The sequence below is a fragment of the Sphingorhabdus profundilacus genome (assembly GCF_009769755.1).
In the GTDB taxonomy this organism is placed as follows: domain Bacteria; phylum Pseudomonadota; class Alphaproteobacteria; order Sphingomonadales; family Sphingomonadaceae; genus Sphingorhabdus_B; species Sphingorhabdus_B profundilacus.
On the sequence record NZ_SDWJ01000001.1, the window covers coordinates 507,980 to 526,189 of the forward strand.

The 18,210-nt window shown below is 55.0% G+C and carries 13 protein-coding genes; 9 read left to right on the plus strand and 4 right to left on the minus strand.

The window, feature by feature from the left end; genetic code table 11:
* The first annotated feature begins 2 nt into the window (after positions 1 to 2).
* From EUU23_RS02400 to EUU23_RS02420, 5 genes are all read left to right on the plus strand, one after another.
* Positions 3 to 1,310 carry a spinster family MFS transporter gene (locus EUU23_RS02400; protein WP_160352522.1) on the plus strand — a complete coding sequence of 436 codons (1,308 nt, stop codon included), beginning with the start codon at positions 3 to 5 and terminating at the stop codon, positions 1,308 to 1,310.
* Positions 1,303 to 2,742, plus strand: coding sequence for an aldehyde dehydrogenase family protein (locus EUU23_RS02405; protein ID WP_160352523.1), 1,440 nt, complete (start codon positions 1,303 to 1,305; stop codon positions 2,740 to 2,742). The genes EUU23_RS02400 and EUU23_RS02405 overlap by 8 nt, the downstream gene beginning before the upstream one ends.
* Positions 2,739 to 3,926: a mandelate racemase/muconate lactonizing enzyme family protein gene (locus tag EUU23_RS02410; RefSeq protein ID WP_160352524.1), complete on the plus strand. Its 1,188-nt coding sequence runs from the start codon at positions 2,739 to 2,741 to the stop codon at positions 3,924 to 3,926. The genes EUU23_RS02405 and EUU23_RS02410 overlap by 4 nt, the downstream gene beginning before the upstream one ends.
* Positions 3,923 to 5,539 carry a GMC family oxidoreductase N-terminal domain-containing protein gene (locus tag EUU23_RS14325; RefSeq protein WP_160352525.1) on the plus strand — a complete coding sequence of 539 codons (1,617 nt, stop codon included), beginning with the start codon at positions 3,923 to 3,925 and terminating at the stop codon, positions 5,537 to 5,539. Before EUU23_RS02410 ends, EUU23_RS14325 begins: the two co-directional genes overlap by 4 nt.
* 113 nt (positions 5,540 to 5,652) lie before the next feature.
* Positions 5,653 to 6,534, plus strand: coding sequence for a LysR substrate-binding domain-containing protein (locus EUU23_RS02420; RefSeq protein ID WP_218939485.1), 882 nt, complete (start codon positions 5,653 to 5,655; stop codon positions 6,532 to 6,534).
* 15 nt (positions 6,535 to 6,549) lie between these two features.
* Here the strand turns inward: EUU23_RS02420 and EUU23_RS02425 are convergent, their stop codons facing one another.
* The 3 genes from EUU23_RS02425 to EUU23_RS02435 all read right to left on the minus strand — a co-directional run bounded on the left by EUU23_RS02425 (position 6,550) and on the right by EUU23_RS02435 (position 9,349).
* Positions 6,550 to 7,503 (minus strand): NAD(P)-dependent oxidoreductase, encoded by a 954-nt coding sequence (locus EUU23_RS02425; RefSeq protein WP_160352527.1) that lies wholly within the window; start codon positions 7,501 to 7,503, stop codon positions 6,550 to 6,552.
* 146 nt (positions 7,504 to 7,649) lie between these two features.
* Entirely contained in the window at positions 7,650 to 8,450 is an 801-nt protein-coding gene (locus EUU23_RS02430; protein WP_246156038.1) for a lysophospholipid acyltransferase family protein, read from the minus strand.
* A 134-nt stretch (positions 8,451 to 8,584) separates the two neighbouring features.
* Positions 8,585 to 9,349 (minus strand): SDR family NAD(P)-dependent oxidoreductase, encoded by a 765-nt coding sequence (locus tag EUU23_RS02435; RefSeq protein ID WP_160352528.1) that lies wholly within the window; start codon positions 9,347 to 9,349, stop codon positions 8,585 to 8,587.
* Positions 9,350 to 9,513: 164 nt separating this feature from the next.
* Here EUU23_RS02435 and EUU23_RS02440 point away from each other — a divergent pair, with 164 nt between their 5' ends.
* Genes EUU23_RS02440 through EUU23_RS02455 form a run of 4 tightly spaced genes read left to right on the plus strand, consistent with a single transcriptional unit; the run spans position 9,514 to position 16,693 of the window.
* Positions 9,514 to 11,928, plus strand: a complete 2,415-nt coding sequence (locus EUU23_RS02440; protein ID WP_160352529.1) for an FAD-dependent oxidoreductase — start codon at positions 9,514 to 9,516, stop codon at positions 11,926 to 11,928.
* Positions 11,929 to 11,931: 3 nt separating this feature from the next.
* On the plus strand, positions 11,932 to 14,376 hold the full coding sequence (locus tag EUU23_RS02445) for an FAD-dependent oxidoreductase (RefSeq protein ID WP_160352530.1): 2,445 nt from the start codon (positions 11,932 to 11,934) through the stop codon (positions 14,374 to 14,376).
* A complete protein-coding gene (locus EUU23_RS02450; RefSeq protein WP_160352531.1) occupies positions 14,376 to 15,626 on the plus strand; it encodes an aromatic ring-hydroxylating oxygenase subunit alpha in 1,251 nt (416 codons plus the stop codon). The genes EUU23_RS02445 and EUU23_RS02450 overlap by 1 nt, the downstream gene beginning before the upstream one ends.
* Entirely contained in the window at positions 15,623 to 16,693 is a 1,071-nt protein-coding gene (locus tag EUU23_RS02455; protein ID WP_160352532.1) for a zinc-binding dehydrogenase, read from the plus strand. The genes EUU23_RS02450 and EUU23_RS02455 overlap by 4 nt, the downstream gene beginning before the upstream one ends.
* 363 nt (positions 16,694 to 17,056) lie before the next feature.
* Here the strand turns inward: EUU23_RS02455 and EUU23_RS02460 are convergent, their stop codons facing one another.
* Entirely contained in the window at positions 17,057 to 18,160 is a 1,104-nt protein-coding gene (locus tag EUU23_RS02460; protein ID WP_160352533.1) for a winged helix-turn-helix domain-containing protein, read from the minus strand.
* Positions 18,161 to 18,210: the final 50 nt, after the last annotated feature.

The window sequence follows — 18,210 nt, forward strand, 5'->3', positions numbered from 1 at the left end:
ATATGGCGAGTAATGCACCGACCGCGCCGGTCAATGCCGATCAGGTTTCCACATTGGGGCAGCGTTGGTATGTTCTGATTATCATGATGTTGGTTTATACGATCAGCATTGCCGACCGCTATGTTCTTTCTACCCTGCTCGGTCCGATCAGTAAGGAATTGAAGTTAAGCGACACGGAAACAGCCTGGCTTGGTCTGCCTCTGGCCCTCTTTTATGTCGGGATGGGTATTCCGCTTTCTTGGCTTTGTGACCGCACCAACCGCCGCAATCTGTTGGCGGCATCGATTGCCGTTTGGTCATTCATGACTGCGATAACAGGCTATACACGGGGTTACTTCGATTTGTTGTTGGCACGTGTGGGTGTTGGAATAGGCGAAGCCGGCGGCACACCTGCTTGCAATTCCATCATTGCCGATTATTTCCCCGCCGACCGTCGTTCCATGGCCATGACCGTGTTCGCGCTGGGTGCACCCATCGGGGCATGGCTGGGTTCCGATATTGCGGGTTTTGTATCGACGCTTCACGGCTGGCGCGCAGCTTTCTTGGTATTGGGTGTTCCCGGTATCATTTTAGCTTTGATTATCATGATAACTATCAAGGAACCCAAGCGTGGCCGCCTTGACGCGGTTAAAGAAGATCAAGCACCGACCGTTATCGAAACCCTCAAATTTCTATGGTCGCAAAAATCGGCGGTACACGCAATGACCGGCAGCGGACTGTCTGCATTCTGGGGATGGGGGCTGATGTGGTTCACCCCTTTATTCCTGCAAAGAACTTATGGAATGGATGAAGGTCAGGCCGGCGGTATGCTCGGCTGGATCTACCTGATCGCCGGCATTGGCGCGTCATTGTTGACGGCGTGGGTGGTGGCTCGTCCTTCCTTTACTGATCCGCGCAAGATCGCTCGGCTTCTTGCAGTTGTAACGGCGCTGGCCACGGTCCCTTCCTTTGTAGCTTATTATACGCGCGACCTGTGGCTTGCACAGATTATGTGGTGGCTATTCATTCCTGCAATTTACTTTTACATCGGTCCGGCATTCGCACTTTGCCAGAATTTGGCAGCGCCAAAAATGCGGGCGATGGCTGTTGCAATATCTTTGTTGATCGCCAATGTGCTCAACTTGATTGTAGCGCCTTCTATCGTTGGCGGATTGAGCGACTTTTTTGACGCTACCGGTGGCGGCAATGCAGATTCGTTGCGCCTCGCCCAGCTTATCCTTGCACCCACCGGTTTATGGGCGGCCTGGCATTATTGGCGTGCTGAAAAGTACATTATCGAAGATCAGAAAAGAGCAATTGGATATGTCTAAGGCCCCGCTTAAATCCTATATCAATGGCGAATGGGTACTTCCCGCCACATCGACTGAAACAGTCACTGCGATCAATCCGGCGACAGAGGAAATCTGTGCCATCGTGGCGGTTTGTGGCCATGATGATGTCGATAAGGCGGTGCAGGCAGCGCGGGCGGCATTTGATGGTTATGCAGCCATGCCACTCGACGACCGCATTGCGCTGGTTGAAAAGCTGATTGCGATTTTTGAACGGCGTTATGACGAAATGGTCACAGCCATTTCGACCGAGATGGGTGCGCCTTATGACCTGTCGTTCAATTCGCAGGCGGAGTGCGGGCCGGGGCATTTACGTGCGACGGTAACTGCCGCGCGCGACATGGAATGGGAGCGTAAAGTCGGCGCAGACGGACTGATCGTGCACGAACCAATTGGCGTTTGCGTTTTGATTACACCCTGGAATTGGCCAGTAAACCAACTGGCGACTAAAATCGGCCCCGCATTGGTCGCCGGTTGCACCATGATATTGAAGCCAAGCGAAATCGCACCGCTCTCCGCACAGCTTTTTGCCGAGTTTATCGATGAGGCCGGTTTTCCCAAAGGTGTATTCAATATGGTGCATGGCACAGGTCCTGCGATCGGAAATGCGCTGACCAGCCATCCGGAAGTCGACATGATATCCTTTACCGGTTCAACCCGCGCCGGGATTCAGATCGCCAAATCTGCAGCGGATACGGTCAAGCGCGTCTCTCAGGAACTGGGCGGAAAATCTGCGAATATTGTATTTGCGGATGCGGATTTGGAGGCAGCGGTTCGCCGCGGCGTGCTCCATTGTTTCGAAAATGCGGGGCAGTCATGTAATGCGCCCACACGGATGTTGGTTGAAGAAACGGTTTATGACGAGGCAGTGGCGATCGCTACAAAAGTTGCGGCCGCTGCGAAACTTGGCGATCCGATGGAAAAGGGCCCCCATTTCGGCCCCGTCGTCAGCAAAGCCCATTTTGAAAAAATTCAAGGCCTGATCCAGATTGGTATCGATGAAGGCGCACAGTTGATCGCGGGTGGCACTGGTCGCGCTGATGGTTTTAACCGGGGCTATTATGTGAAGCCGACGGTCTTTGCCGGTGTGCACAATAAAATGGCGATTGCCCAAGAAGAAGTGTTTGGTCCGGTGCTGGTCATGATTCCATTCAAAGATGAAGCTGACGCCGTCGCGATTGCGAACGACTCCCCTTATGGGTTGGCAGCCTATGTCCAGACCGGCGACTTACAACGCGCACGCCGCGTTGCACGTCTGATGCGGGCTGGCGGGGTGAGCGTCAATGGTGCGGGGCAAGATTATATGGCGCCCTTCGGTGGCTATAAACAGTCGGGCAATGGCCGCGAATATGGCGAATTTGGCTTGCGTGATTTTCTTGAAGTCAAAGTCATCAACGGTTTTTACGCGAAATGAAACTAGCTGATATTGAAACCTTTGTGGTCGGCAATCCACCACCACATTTTGGTGGGCGCTATTTTGTGTTCGTCAAACTGACAACCGACAGCGGCGTTTCGGGTGTGGGCGAAGCCTATTGCGTACCGTTTGAACCGCATCTGGTGGCCCGGATGATAGAGGATGTATTCGCGCGCTACGTCGCGGGGAACGATCCCCACGATATCGAAAACATGTGGCGACGGGTTTATTCCAGCGGCTTTACCCAGCATCCGGACCTCACGCTCATGGGTGTATTGTCCGCGCTGGAAATGGCGTGTTGGGACATAATCGGCAAGGAAGCTGGCAAGCCTGTTTACAAATTGTTGGGCGGACAGGTCCACGAACGGTTGCGCGCCTATACCTATATCTATCCGCGCCCCGGTGACAAAAGCGACGTCTATCATGACCCCGATCTTGCAGCGACGCGGGCGGCGGAATATCTGGACCTAGGCTTCACCGCCCTTAAATTTGACCCAGCCGGACCCTATTCAGCCTTTGATGGCCGCCAACTGTCGCTCGAGGCACTCGATTTGTGCGAACGCTTTGCGCGCAAGTTGCGTGACGCAGTGGGTATGAAGGCTGACCTGCTCTTTGGCACGCATGGACAAATGACCGCTGCTGGCGCGATCCGTCTAGCCAAAAGGCTGGAGCCATCAGACCCGCTCTGGTTGGAAGAGCCTGTTCCGCCAGATGCACCCGAAGAAATGGCGAAAGTGGCGCGGGCGACGTCTATACCAATTGCAACTGGCGAACGGTTGACGACAAAATATGACTTTGCACGCCTTCTTCGCGCCGGGGCCGCCTCCATTCTGCAAATGAATCTAGGACGAGTTGGCGGCATATTGGAGGCGAAGAAAATTGCCTCAATGGCCGAGATCGACCATGTACAGATCGCACCGCATCTATATTGCGGCCCGATTGTAGGTGCGGCGAATATCCAGATTGCGACTTGCTCACCCAATTTCCTGATACTTGAAAGCATCGAAACCTGGGGCGGATTTCACAGCGCAATATTGAAATCCCCGATCCGATTTGAGGAAGGTCATGTCATTCCCTCGTCAGAACCGGGGCTTGGAGTTGAGTTGAACGAAGAAGTTGCGCGGGCACACCCCTATAGCGGGAATATGCTGCACCTCGAAATGACGCAGCATCCCGTCCCGTGACTGAAGAATTCGACTTCATCATCGTCGGCGCTGGCACGGCTGGTTGTGTGTTGGCGAACCGCCTGACCGAAAACGGCAAGTACAGCGTGCTTCTGCTCGAAGCAGGAGGCAGTGACCTGTCAATCTGGATACAGATGCCGATTGGCTATGGCCGCACATTTTTTGATCGCCGGATCAACTGGATGTATGACACCGAACCAGTCGAATCTCTGGGCGGGCGGCGCAGCTATTGGCCACGCGGTAAAGTCATTGGCGGTTCCGGTTCGATCAACGCAATGGTGTATGTACGTGGGCAACCCAGGGATTTCGATGACTGGAAAGCGCTCGGCAATGTTGGATGGGGCTGGGACGATGTTCTGCCATTTTTCAAAAAGTCCGAGGATTTTGACTGGCATAGCGCGCATCATGGGCGTGGTGGACCGCAACATGTAACTGACATTTCGTCCCATGTTCATCCGGTTTGCCACAGCTTTGTTGAAACCGCACAGGCACTGGGCTTTCCCGCGAGCAGCGATTTTAACGGTGCCAGACCTGAAGGCGTTGGCTATTATCAGATAAACACTAGGGGCGGTTGGCGCGCATCAACGGCCAATGCGTTTTTGCACCCGGCCCGGAAACGCAAGTCATTGGCGTTGCGGACCCATGCCCATGCCCAACGCATTTTGTTCGAAGGAAAACGCGCCGTTGGCGTCGCCTATTCGCACAAGGGTGCCGACCGTATCGCAAAAGCGCGGCGCGAAGTTATCTTGTCGGGCGGTGCAATAAATTCTCCGCAATTGCTTATGCTTTCAGGGGTCGGGGATGCAGGCCAATTGCAAAAATCTGGCATCGACCCAGTGGTCGACGCCAAAGGGGTAGGGCGCAATTTGCAGGACCATATTGCGGTGTCTTACTTCTACAAGGTTCGGACCGCGACCCTGAATGACGTGTTGCATCCCATGCTTGGCAAAATAAGGGCGGGCCTTAGATATATGGCGGATCGTGCCGGGCCATTGTCCCTTAGCGTCAATCAAAGTGGAGGATTTGTTCGAAGTGATGCAACCAAGTTGCATCCAAATCTGCAACTCTATTTCAGCCCGGTCAGCTATACCAAAACCCCTTTGTCGGAACGCAAACTGCTCAACCCCGATCCATTTTCTGCCTTTTTGTTATCACACAATCCTTGTCGCCCGACCAGCCGAGGGCATATCGAACTGGCATGTGCGGATCCGAAGGCATATCCGGTCATCCACCCCAATTATCTTGCGACACAGGCTGATATCGATGATGTTCTGGCGGGCAATCGCTTGCTTCGGCAGCTTGTCCGAACACGTCCGCTGGCTGACATTATCACGGAAGAACTGATCCCCGGGCCGACGATAGAAGGTGACGAAGCGTTGCTCGCCGATTTTCGCGCGCGCGCCGACACCGTGTATCACCCAACCAGCACGTGCATGATGGGCAGTGACCCGGCAGCATCGGTTGTCGATGCCCGTCTCAAGGTCCATCGCGTCGAAGGATTGCGTGTAATTGATGCTTCGGTATTTCCCACCATTACGTCAGGTAACACCAATGCGCCTACTGTCATGGTGGCAGAAAAGGGCGCTGCCATGGTTTTGGAAGACGCAAAATGATGCGTTAAATTTATTTACCAGTCCTTTCCCGCCATGCTATCGATAGAGCCGAGCGCGAATCCGGGGAGGGAACGACGTTGCACCCAAAGATTGATCTTCGACAATTGCCGCCGTTGAAGGCCCTTAAAGGTTTCGAAGCTGCGACCCGCCATCAAAGCATTCGCGACGCTGCCGATGAACTGTGCCTTACCCATCCAGCGGTTAGCCATCAGGTGCAATTGATTGAAGATGCCTTGGGTGTCAGCTTATTTGCTCAGGAAGGCCGTCATATCGTTTCGACCGAAGAGGGGCGGGTTCTGTATCCTTATGTCCGTGCTGCGTTCGAATCCTTGCTTGAAGGCGTCGAAGAAGTTCATCGCAATGCTCTGGGTAAACCTTTGCGTGTTCAAACCTATGTGACGGCATCTATACGCTGGTTGGCAAAGCGTGTTCCCCAATTTTTGGCAGATCACCCTGAAATCAAACTCACGCTGAATACTTGCGCGGTTGAGTGGGAATTTGATGATGTGCATGCCGATGTCGGTCTTGTCTATTGCGCGAGCGAGCCTGATTCCGCCAAATATCATTGGGTGCCGCTTTATGAATATGCCTTGTTCCCGGTGTGCAGTCCTACGGTTGCGGCAACGCTGGGAGTTCATCCAACGGCGCACGACCTAATGACCAAGCCCCTTGTGGCGATTTACACCGAGGTACAGAATTGGGAGACGTGGTTTGTTTCGGCGGGAGTGAATTTTGAACCTTCTGTGCCCTATTTAATGGTTGATACGCTCGCGGTCGCACTTGAAATGGCGTTGAATGGTGAGGGCATTGCTCTGGTCAACGGACCGTTTGTAGAACAGGATATTGTCGCAGGGCGATTGGTCCAACCGGTTTCGCATAAGGCCGTTTGTCCGGGTGCTTGGGGGCTAATCTGTCGCGCAGATATGAAGGAGAATCTTCGGATACGTACCTTTATGGATTGGGTGACAAAGAATGTCGAGGAAGGCCGGTCTTAGGGCCAGGTCTAGGCCCTAACGCTTTGGAACCACTTCATAGCCCGGTTCTTCGGGTTCGTCGTCGACCATATCGGCGGGAAATCCTGTCCCTAGAACCTTGATACCCAAGGGCTCTTCATATCGGCGGATGATATTGGGTGAAAATTCCCGCGAACCATAAGCGGCTTCACCTTCCTTGAAGATTTTCACGATTAACGGCGATAACTCAACCGGTACTTTCGCATCATGAGCGATCTTATCGAATAGCCCGACATCCTTGCTCACCAAATCCATCGTAAAATTGATGTCGCGGCTACCGTTCAATATAACCTGGCTTTCGGTTTCGTGGACGAAGCTGTTGCCTGACGAAATGCGGATGGCCTCATAAGTTGTGTTCATGTCGAGCCCAATCGCTTTGCACGTTGTCAACGCCTCGGCCAATGCAACCAGATGGACGGTGCATAAATAATTGGTCATCACTTTCAATTGCGATGCCGTTCCCAAATCGCCGGTATGCAAAATGCGCCTTCCCATCGTGGTCAAAACAGGCAGGACAAATTCGAAGGCGGCACGGGGTCCGCCGGCGAAAATGGCTATGTTGCCAGTGTCGGCGCGATGGCATCCACCGGAAACCGGGCATTCCATAAACATGGCACCGCGCGCTTCGACAAGAGCGCCCAAACGAATAATCTCGCTATGGTCCGTTGTGCTCATTTCAAGCCACACTTGCCCCGGCCGCATGATTTGCAGGAAACCATCCAGACCTTCGGCAACTGCTGCACTTGCTGCGGGCGACGGCAGGCATGTGATAATCAGGTCGACAGCTTCACCCAACGCTTTTGGCGATGCCGCCGACTTTGCACCGCGACTAACATATTCCGCGACCAAAGTGTCATCGAGATCGCGAACCGTCACATCATGTCCGTTGCGTATCAGGCTGCCCGCAAGTTTTCCGCCAACATTGCCAAGACCGATAAAACCGATTTTCATGATTACGCCCTGTTAAACCTTCGCCATCAAAATATGTGAAAGTTAGAGCGCCGCACCCGCGCCGCTACAATTGAAAAATTTGGCTTATTGGATGAATTATTTTGCGAGTGACCATCGACAACGTTCGACGTGCGATTAAGCTCTCATCAGGAAACGGTATAGCCCAATGTTCCCGATAAAGCGGCTGCCATCCGGGACCGCGCAAGGGCGCAAACCACCTTGCGATCGGCGAGTTCACCAGGGTTAAAGGTTTCGAGGAAATGGACCCCGACCTCATAACTGCCCGGGCGGGTAAAGGCACGCCAGGCGCTTTCCCACCCCGTTTCTTCACCTAACCATGCAATATCTGCGGCTGCGCTGCCAAAATCTATTATCACTGGCTGGATCATCATCGGTTTGGGGGGCGGTGCCAAGGTTGCAAACAAGGATTGTTTGAAAGGCAATAATTGCCTGCCATCGGAAGTTGTGCCTTCAGGGAACAGCGTAACTGACCAGTTTTCGGCAATGGCTTCGCGTAACTCTGCAACCTGCTCCGCCACATTTTGCTTGTCGGTGCGGCTAACAAAAATTGTGCGGTTTAGGCGGGCCAGCCAGCCGATGATAGGCCAATCGCGCACACCATCCTGCGCGACGAATGCTGTTCCGGTTATGCCTGCCAAAATAGGAATATCATGCCATGACAAATGGTTGGCAACAAAAAACACATCTTTACGAAGCGGTTTTCCATAAACCGTCACCCTTGCACCCAAAGCGCGCGCAGCAATCCGAAGAAACAACATTGCCCAAGGTGAAGGTATCTTCAATGTGTGCCACACCAGATGTAAAGGCAACAAAACCAACAATGGAAGCGCAATCCACAAGACCCGCACTGCGCAAAGAAGATAAGCCTGCGGCTCGGCCTTGGGTATCGAAATCGAAATAGATGTCATCGAGATTCGCTTTAGCATGGGGACGGAGCTTTAACAAATCTGATCATGACCACCATCTGTGACTCTGCTGTGACGATATCCTATGCATGCGCTCATCACCTAGGATAAGGCCATATAATAAAAGACAAAAAATCGTCTAGTTTGTTACGCAGTCACCTTGATTCCAACCGAAGCGTTTCCCAGCTTGCGTCCGCGATCCACCCCCCGTCCACGGGCAGGGTTACACCGTTGATAAAACTGTCTTCCTGCGCGAGGAACGCGATAGCCTTGGCTACATCTTCTGGTTTGGCAAAGCGTGCCATTGGGACCCTGTTCACAATATCATCGTCGGAATATGCGCCTGAGCCCTGGTCAGCCGCGTCCATCTCGGTTTTGATCCAGCCTGGACAAACAGCGTTAACCCGCACGCCGCGACCACCCCATTCTGCGGCAAGTGTCCGGGTTAGTCCGATCAATCCATGTTTTGATGCATTATATGCTGAGCGGTCGATTATGCCATGCAAGCCAGCTATTGAAGCCACATTAACAATGTTTCCGCGCCCGCGCGCCAACATTTGCCTGCCCATTTCGCGGCACAGCAAAAAGGGACCGGTCAAGTTAATGCCCATTACCCTTTGCCATTGTTCGATCGTAGTATCTTCGGCACTTTGGATTAAACTGATACCAGCATTGTTGACCAAAATGTCCGCAGCCTCATGTTCCGCAGCAATTTTTCGGGCCAATTCAATAACAAAGGATTCGGATGAAATGTCACCTGAAAGTGCGGAAACTTTCCCGCCCGATGCTATCAAAGAGTTTGCCTGCACCTCAATATCTTGCAAGTCGGTCATTACGACGTGGTGGCCCGTTTCCGCAAGCAATTTGGCAGTTGCAAAACCCACGCCTTGCGCGGCGCCAGTCACCAGGGCAACTTTCATATCCTGCAATCCCCATCCTATTATCACGCGGTATTTCCTTACAGGTGCGTGAAAAATTGATCCAAAAATTTTTTTAACCGATCCCGTCATATTCCCCATTTGTGCCTGACCTTAAACAGGGCCTAGAGTTCGGGTCGATTAAAGCCTTAAGGATATGGTCTCTCATGCAAACATCGGCCCGGGTTGTCATCATCGGCGGCGGCATAATGGGGGCGTCATTGCTCTATCATCTTGCAGAACTTGGTTGGACAGATTGTTTGCTAATCGAAAAAGACGAACTGACTTCAGGTTCGACATGGCACGCCGCCGGGCAATGCCCTAGCATTACCGGCAGCTTCAATCTCGCCAAGATACATGCATACAGTAATGATCTCTATCCGCGTCTTGAGGGAATCACCGGCCAATATGTCAGCTGGCACAAGTCCGGCGGCATTCGTCTTGCGACCAATGAGCGCGAGCTCGCGTGGTTCAAATATATCCATGGCTTTTCCAAAATCGTCGGGTTCGACATGGAGATTATTGATCCCGAGGAAATCCGCCGGATAAATCCTTTTCTGACAACCGACGGTGTCATCGCAGGCGCGCGTACAACCAGCGATGGCCATGCCGACCCGTCGGGTATTTGCAATGCCTTGGCCATTGGTGCCAAAAATATGGGCGCGAAAATTGTTCGTAAGAACCGCGTTACCGGATTGACCCAATTGCCATCGGGTGAGTGGGATGTGTCGACTGAAAAAGGCGTTGTGCGTGCCGAGATCGTAGTCAACGCGGCGGGATGCTATGCCCGCCAAGTGGCGCAAATGGCTGGAATCGACATTCCCGTCACCAATATGGAACATCACTATATTGTCACCGATCCCATTCCGGCCTTTCTGGAACGGGACGAGGAAATTCCGGTTATGCGCTGCCCCTATGTTTCGGGCTATTTCCGGCAGGAGCAGAAGAGCGGCTTGATTGGCGTTTACGAAAATATTGGACTTGCCGAAGCGTGGGCGCCCAAGGGGCAACCGGAATGGGAATCGACCAGCGAATTGTTCATTGACGATCTGGACCGCATCTCCAAATGGTTGGAGCGCGCCATCGAACGGATGCCCGTTTTTGGAGAGGTTGGAATCCGGCGGATCGTCAATGGCGCGATTCCACATACGCCCGATGGCGGCCCGTTGCTCGGACCTGCCGCCGGGTTGAAGAATTTTTGGCAATGCTGCGGCACTTCATTTGGCATCGCGCAGGGTGGCGGGTCCGGCAAATATCTGGCGCAGTGGATGGTCTATGGTGATGCCGACATAAACATGACCGAATTTGATCCGCGGCGTTACGGCGCGTTTGCGGATGAGGATTATAGCCGCGACAAGGTCTTTCTTGACTATCGGATGACCTTTACGACCCGCTTGCCGGGCGAAGAAGAGCCGGATGGCCGTCCGTGCAAAACAAGTCCACTGTACGAACCGCTAAAGGCCGCGGGCGCTGTATATGGCGAAACCTACGGGTGGGAACGGCCGAAATATTTTGCACTCGACGGTGCCCCGGAACAGGGCGGATATGAGCGCACCAATAGTTTTGAAATGGTCGCGGGCGAGGTAAAGGCCGTCATGGAACGGGTTGGTGTGCTCGACCTGTCGGGCTTTGCCAAATATGATGTGACCGGACCGGATGCCGAAGCATTTCTGAACCGCATTTGCGCCAACCGCATGCCGAAGAAGCAGGGCGGCATAGGGCTTGTCCACCCCTTGTCACGTCAGGGCCGTATCTATGGCGAAATGACGGTGACGCGCTTTGCCGATGATCATTTTTATTGCCTGTCTGCGGCCGCAGCCGAGCAGCGGGACTGGGATTTTCTGACTCAGAGCAAATTGCCGGATGAGGATGTGACCGTTCGCAACTTGACCATGGACTTCGGCGTGTTGGTTCTGAACGGCCCGCATTCTAGGGATGTGCTGGCAAAGCTAACGGATGCAGACCTGAGCAATGAGGGTTTCCGCTGGCTGAGCGGGCAGGATTTAACCATCGCGGGCATGAAGATGCGCGCGCTGCGGGTATCTTATGCGGGCGAGCTCGGTTGGGAATTACATCCCGCGATGAATAATCTCGCTGCACTGTACGATGCAGTGTGGGCGGCGGGGCAAGAGTTCGGGATCGTCAACTACGGCCTTTACGCCGCCAATACGATGCGGATGGAAAAGGGCTACAAGGCTTGGGGCAGCGAACTGACCAATGAGCTTACAATGATCGAGGCCGACATGCCCAGGTTCATCAACTTCAAAAAGGATGATTTTGTTGGTAAGCAAGCGACGTTGGATGCGCCTGACAGGTTCCGTATCGTCTATGGCGCGGTTGATGCCAGCAACGTGGATGTGCGCGGTGCCGAACCCTGTTTGATTGGCGACGACTGCATAGGATTAACGACGTCAGGGGGCTATGGCCACCGCGTCGGAAAGAGCCTGTTCTTCGCCTGTGTTCCTTTGGAGCATGCAACGCCAGGCTCGACGTTCGACATCTATCTGCAGGGCGAGCGCCGCTCGGCGACGGTGCTGGAGCATCCCGCCTACGACCCCGACAATGCGAAAATGAAGGTTTAAGGCGTGGCTGAACTTCCCAAAAACGCGCGGGTCGTCATTATCGGTGGCGGCGTCATCGGCTGTTCGATTGCCTATCACTTGACCAAAATCGGCTGGGACGATGTAGTCCTGCTCGAACGCAAGCAATTGACCAGCGGAACGACATGGCATGCTGCGGGACTTGTCGGACAGCTCAGGCCGTCGATCAATATGACGAAGCTCGCAAAATATACCGGCGAACTCTATCGTGGCTTGGAAGCGGAAACCGGGCAGGCGACCGGCTATCGCCAGTGCGGTTCAATCTCCATGGCGACAAATGCAGAGCGCTTTGAGGAATTGAAGCGAAGCGCCTCCATGGCGAAGGTGTTCGACTTGCCGGTTCATGTGGTCACACCGCAAGAAATCAAAGACCTCGCCCATATCGTAAATGTCGACGATGTCGTCGGCGGCATCCATATTCCCAGCGATGGCTATGCCAATGCGGTCGATATAACACAGGCCTTGGCCAAGGGTGCACGCACAGGCGGTGCACGCATTTTCGAAAACACCAAGGTCACGAAAATCCGGCACAATTGCGAGCGGGTGACGGGAGTCGATACGGACGATGGATCAATTGATGCAGACTTTGTTGTCATTTGCGGTGGCATGTGGACCCGCGATCTGGCCGCCAGCGTCGGGGTGGCCGCACCGCTGCATGCGTGCGAGCATTATTATGTGCTGTTCGAAGGGGTCGAAGGGATAGACTCCACACTGCCCGTTTTGCGCGACTATGATTATTGCGGCTATTATAAATATGACGCGGGAAAGCTTCTGGTCGGGGCCTTTGAACCCAATGCCCGGCCTTGGGGAATGGACGGCATTTCCGAAGACTTCTGCTTCGACGAAATCGCAGGCAGCTTTGAACATTTTGAACCGCTGTTGATGGACGCGATGCGCCGCGTGCCTGCGTTGGAAAAAGCCGGGATCCAGAAATTCTTCTGTGGTCCTGAGAGCTTCACCCCCGATGTCCGGTACCATCTGGGCGAAAGCGCGGAGTTGAGGGGCTGCTTTGTTGCGGCGGGTCTGAATTCGATCGGCCTGCAATCCGCCGGCGGTGTCGGCAAGGTGATGGCGGACTGGATCCGCGACGGCATCCCTCCTGCGGACCTATGGACCGTGGATATCCGCCGGAACATGCCTTTCCAGATCAACCGCAAATATCTGCGCGAACGGGTCACTGAAAGTCTCGGGCTACTCTACGCAACACATTATCCCTTCAAGCAATATGAAACCGCGCGGGGCGTACGCCGGTCTGCAATCCATGACCGGCTTGTAGCTGCCGGCGCTTGCCATGGTGAGGCCTTTGGCTGGGAAAGGCCCAACTGGTATGGCGAACCGGGCGGCAGCCCCAGTTATGAGTATAGCTATGGCCGCCAAAACTGGTTCGACGCCAACGCCGCCGAATGCAAAGCGGTGCGTGAAGCAGTCGGGCTGTTCGACCAGAGCTCTTTCGCGAAATTCCGCCTTGAAGGCCGTGACGCGATGTCCGTACTGAACCGGGTCTGCGCCAATGATGTTGACGTCGCACCGGGACGCCTGGTCTATACCCAGTGGCTGAACGAAAAGGGCGGCATCGAAGCAGATTTGACGGTTACGCGCCTGTCAGACACCGCCTATTTGATCGTCACGGGCGCCGAAACAGAGGTGAAGGATTTCAACTGGCTGAAACGGCATATTCCCGACGACGCCCATGCCGTGCTGACCAATATTTCCTCGGCCATGGGGGTTATTTCCATCATGGGCCCCAATGCGCGCGCCTTGCTCCAGTCGGTTTGCCCCAATGATCTGGGCCACGAAGCATTTCCTTTTGCGACATCGCAGGAAATCGAACTTGGTTATGCAATCGTGCGGGCTTCGCGGATCACCTATGTCGGCGAACTCGGTTGGGAGTTGTATATTCCGACTGAATTCATGACCGGAGTGTATGATGAAATCGTCGCGGCAGGCGAAGCCTTCGGATTGAAGCATTGCGGTTACCACGCGCTCAATGCGCTGCGTATGGAAAAGGCGTATCGCCATTGGGGGCATGATATCACCGATGAAGACACGCCGCTTGAAGCAGGGCTGGGCTTTGCCGTCAAAATGGACAAGGCGGGTGGTTTTATCGGACGCGATGCCTTGCTTCGCCAGAAGGAAGAAGGCCTGAAACAACGGCTCGTCCAATTCCTGCTGAAATCGCCGGAGCCGATGCTTTATCACAATGAACCGATCTGGCAGGGCGACCGGATCGCCGGTTACATCCGGTCCGGCATGTATGCCCATGGTTTGGGCGGCGCTTGCGGACTTGGGTACATTACCGCCGCAGATGACGGCGTGGTCGGTCCAATTGGCGCCGACGATTTTGAAATCGAGATTGCCGGTGTGCGTTACCCCGCCCTGGCCTCGCTCAAACCTCTTTATGACCCCAGCAACGCACGGATAAAAATCTGATGACCGAAACGCAAAACCAACTGATGCACCGGCTCGCCGCAAATACCCGGGTGGGATATAGTTTCGATCAGGAATTCTATGCCAGCGATGCGGTGTTCAAGGCCGACATGGATGCTATTATCAGCCAGAAATGGTTGCTGGCCGGACATGTCTCGCGCATACCGAACAAGGGCGATTATTTCCTGTTCCGTGTGGGCACCGAACAGATCATCGTCATCCGTGAAAATGCCGATAGCGTCCGCGCTTTTTTCAACGTCTGTCGTCACCGGGGCTCGACGATTTGCCAAGCTGAAAGCGGCAATGCGCCGCGTCTGGTTTGCCCCTATCACGCATGGACGTTCGGCCTCGATGGTAGGCTCATTTCTGCGCGGCTGATGCCAGAAGACTTCGACAAGGCGGAAAACAGCCTGTTTGCTTGCCATATCCGCGTTTTTCATGGGCTGATCTTTATCAACATGAGCGAAGACGAGCCCGTCGATTTTGACGCAACCTTTGGCGATATGGGCCCGATCCTCGACTATCACGGCTTTGATAATGCCCGGATCGCGCACGCTGGAAGCTACCCGACCACTGCCAACTGGAAGCTGGTCGTCGAGAATTTTTTCGAATGCTATCATTGCGTTCCATCCCACCCCGAATTTTGTTCGATGCACGCGGCGGAATCGATCGTGGCGGTTGGGGCAGGGCCAAGCTCCGGTCCTGCCGATGCAATTGCCAGCTTCGCCCCCAAATTGCAGGTGTGGGAAGAACAGGCATCTGCGGCAGGTCGCCCCATCGGCAACATCGACGATGCCCCCGACAGCAGCCACCTCCGCCTGTTGATGCAACGGATGAACAAGGAAGGTTGGTCATCCGAAACGCAGGACGGGTCGCCGCCTGCGCCGTTGATGGGCAAACGCGACAAGCCTGATGGCGGCCGGATGCATCTCAGCTTCAGCCCCTTCAGCCAAATAGTCGCAGACGATCATTTCGCGATCCTTTTCCAGTTTACGCCGCGTGGTGCGTTGGAAACCGATGTTGAAATGATCTGGATCGTGGATGGCAATGCCACTGAAGACGAGGTGGACATCGAAAAGATGATCTGGGGCTATCACGCCACCACGACGCAGGATAAGGTCATCACCGAAAACAATCAGGCAGGCATAATGTCCACCCGTTACCGGCCCGGACGCTATTCCGATCAGGAGGGCAGCGTCATCAAATTCCAGAAATGGTATCTGCACCAGTTTGGTCTTGAGCGCGCGGAGTGACGATACCTGCAGTCATGGGCGCGGTTTTGCTCACCGGCTATGGTGGCTATGACAAGCTTGAATGGCGAACCGATGTGCCCGTGCCGCATCCTGGCCCGGAGGATGTCCTAATCCGCATTGGCGCAGCGGCCGTGAACAATACCGACATAAACACCCGGATCGGCTGGTATTCAAAGGCAGTTGCAGAGGCAACCGATGCGGGTGCCGAAACCGGCATCGACGGCGCTGGCGACGATGGCTGGTCGGGCGCTGCATTCACTTTTCCTCGTATTCAGGGCGCGGATGCCTGCGGCCATATTGTCGCCGTCGGCAAAGGCGTTGATCCGGCCCGCATCGGCCAGCGGGTGCTGGTCGAACCGGTCTTTCGCGGCAGCAGCCGTTTCGACATCCGCTATTTCGGTTCCGAAGTAGACGGCGGCTTTGCCGAATATGCCAGTGTTCCCTCCGTTCACGCCCACCGCATCGAATCCGCTTGCTCTGATGTGGAGCTTGCAAGCTTTCCCTGCGCCTATGCCACCGCGGAAAATATCCTGACCCGCATCGGGGTGCAGGCGGGCGAACGCGTGCTGGTTACGGGGGCATCCGGTGGCGTCGGTTCCGCCGCAGTCCAGCTTGCAAAGCGCCGCGGTGCCGACGTGACGGCCATGGCCGCCGACGCAAAGGCGGAGACGGTGCGCGCCCTTGGTGCCAGCCAGGTCGTCCCGCGCGATGCCGATCTGGAATCGCTGTTCGGCCCCGAATATTTTGACGCTGCCGTCGATATCGTCGGCGGCGGACAGTTCGGGCCTATATTGAACAGCCTAAAACGCGGCGGGCGTTATGGCGTGTCAGGCGCGATCTCCGGTCCGGTGGTCGATCTTGACTTGCGGACGCTGTATCTGAAAGACCTCCGTCTCTTTGGCTGCACGGTGCTGGAACCCGAGGTGTTTCCCAATCTGATCGGCTACATCGAACGCGGTGAAATCAAACCGCTGGTCGCCGCCACCTATCCCATCACCGACATCGCCGCAGCGCAGGAGGCGTTTTTGACGAAGCGCCATGTGGGAAAGATTGTTTTGGTCTTTTAGGTCCCCATTCTCGGCCTTGAAAGCTGTGGCCGCATTCCAGTTGCGTTTGAAAAGAAGGGCAGTCTTGATCAGGGGATGATCTGGACTTTGTTAATTCGGCTGAAGCTTGCACACGCCTTTTCAAAAAGCGGAAAACAGTATGTTTTCCGCCCGACCTGCATTCTGAAAGCCGCATGAAAGCATCGATTTTCGTGCTTCTTTGCAAGAATATATCCTACAGAATTTTGCTATTCCCAATGTCAAAGAGCGCCGCCTTTTCCATAGAGAAAAAGGGCAGGTCAAAATTGGCAGAAGCAATCCAACATTTCAATGCCGCACGACCGTGAAGGTAACAAAGCTAGGCTCAACACATCTATGGTTTCTTCAAGAACGTGGACGGGGACCGCCTCTCCTGTCCATTTGCCGCCGCGCGAGCGACATGGTCCAGACCACGCCCCCGACAAACAGCAGGCTTTCAAGCGCACCCGAGGCCATCGCGCTGACCGGGCCGAAACCATTCTCGCCGACTAGCGCGCCAATCTCGTCAGGACGAAATTGCGATTGCGGAAACATCTGTGCCACCGCGATAAGACTACCGCCCATCAACTTGCCGCCAAGCGCCGGGATTGCTACCCCGATCATCAAGCCGATCAGCGCCGCTGGCCACAGCCGCACGGGTCCAGTGTCGCGCGCAAACCAAAGGCCCAAGCCGACCGCCGCGCCGATGACGACACCTTCCATTCCGCCGGTCATGGTTTCAGGCGCACTTCCATACAGCAGGCTGAATGCATCCAGCCCGAGCAGCTTGACAGATCCGCCGATGACCATGCCGCCAACGGATCCACCGGCCATATAGCCGGCCCAACCAGCGCGTCGTTGCGCGACTGCGGCAAGGCCGAGACATATGCCCGCCGATCCGATTATTGAAAACAGGACAGTCAGCGCCGCCATAACGATCACCACGGAACTTCCGGCCTGCGAACTTTGTCTGGCGGCGACAAATCCGTAGAAGAGTCCGCCGACCACTCCGGCCAGAGCACCGCCAACGACGCCCGCCCCAGCCAGCAGCCAATAGCGCGCCCAGTCGAATGGGTACAAAGGCGGCGCTTCAAGAAGTGCAGACCCGGACCCGGCCATGGGCGCCATAACGGGCGCGGCCACCTCCGGCCCGACCACCGATACGTCGGCGATGAAGCGATATCCATATTTGGGCACAGTCTCGATGAACCGGGGCCGCGCGGCATCGTCCCCCAATGTCCGCCGCAGCGCCCTGATACATTGGGTCAGCGCCTCATCGGTCACCGGCACGCCATGCCAAACTTCTTCCAAAAAGCGCTCTTTGGACACCAGCTTCCCCGGCGCGCTGACCAGCAGGGCCAAAGCGTCGAGATACCGACCGCTCAGATCCATCGGTGCCCCGTCACGCGTCAGTAGCCGATTTTCCGGATCCAGCCGGAAATCATCGAAATATAGGCTTGCCCCGTCCATTTTTCACCAAATGCTCATGGCCCCATCATGCCGCTTTCCCCCTAGTCTGC

What these genes read in the sequence shown, in the direction of transcription:
- EUU23_RS02400 (WP_160352522.1), top strand. Translation starts at nt 3, where the DNA reads ATGGCGAGTAATGCACCGACCGCGCCGGTCAATGCCGATCAGGTTTCC.
- EUU23_RS02405 (WP_160352523.1), top strand. Translation starts at nt 1,303, where the DNA reads ATGTCTAAGGCCCCGCTTAAATCCTATATCAATGGCGAATGGGTACTT.
- EUU23_RS02410 (WP_160352524.1), top strand. Translation starts at nt 2,739, where the DNA reads ATGAAACTAGCTGATATTGAAACCTTTGTGGTCGGCAATCCACCACCA.
- EUU23_RS02425 (WP_160352527.1), bottom strand. Translation starts at nt 7,503, where the DNA reads ATGAAAATCGGTTTTATCGGTCTTGGCAATGTTGGCGGAAAACTTGCG.
- EUU23_RS02430 (WP_246156038.1), bottom strand. Translation starts at nt 8,450, where the DNA reads ATGCTAAAGCGAATCTCGATGACATCTATTTCGATTTCGATACCCAAG.
- EUU23_RS02435 (WP_160352528.1), bottom strand. Translation starts at nt 9,349, where the DNA reads ATGAAAGTTGCCCTGGTGACTGGCGCCGCGCAAGGCGTGGGTTTTGCA.
- EUU23_RS02440 (WP_160352529.1), top strand. Translation starts at nt 9,514, where the DNA reads ATGCAAACATCGGCCCGGGTTGTCATCATCGGCGGCGGCATAATGGGG.
- EUU23_RS02450 (WP_160352531.1), top strand. Translation starts at nt 14,376, where the DNA reads ATGACCGAAACGCAAAACCAACTGATGCACCGGCTCGCCGCAAATACC.
- EUU23_RS02460 (WP_160352533.1), bottom strand. Translation starts at nt 18,160, where the DNA reads ATGGACGGGGCAAGCCTATATTTCGATGATTTCCGGCTGGATCCGGAA.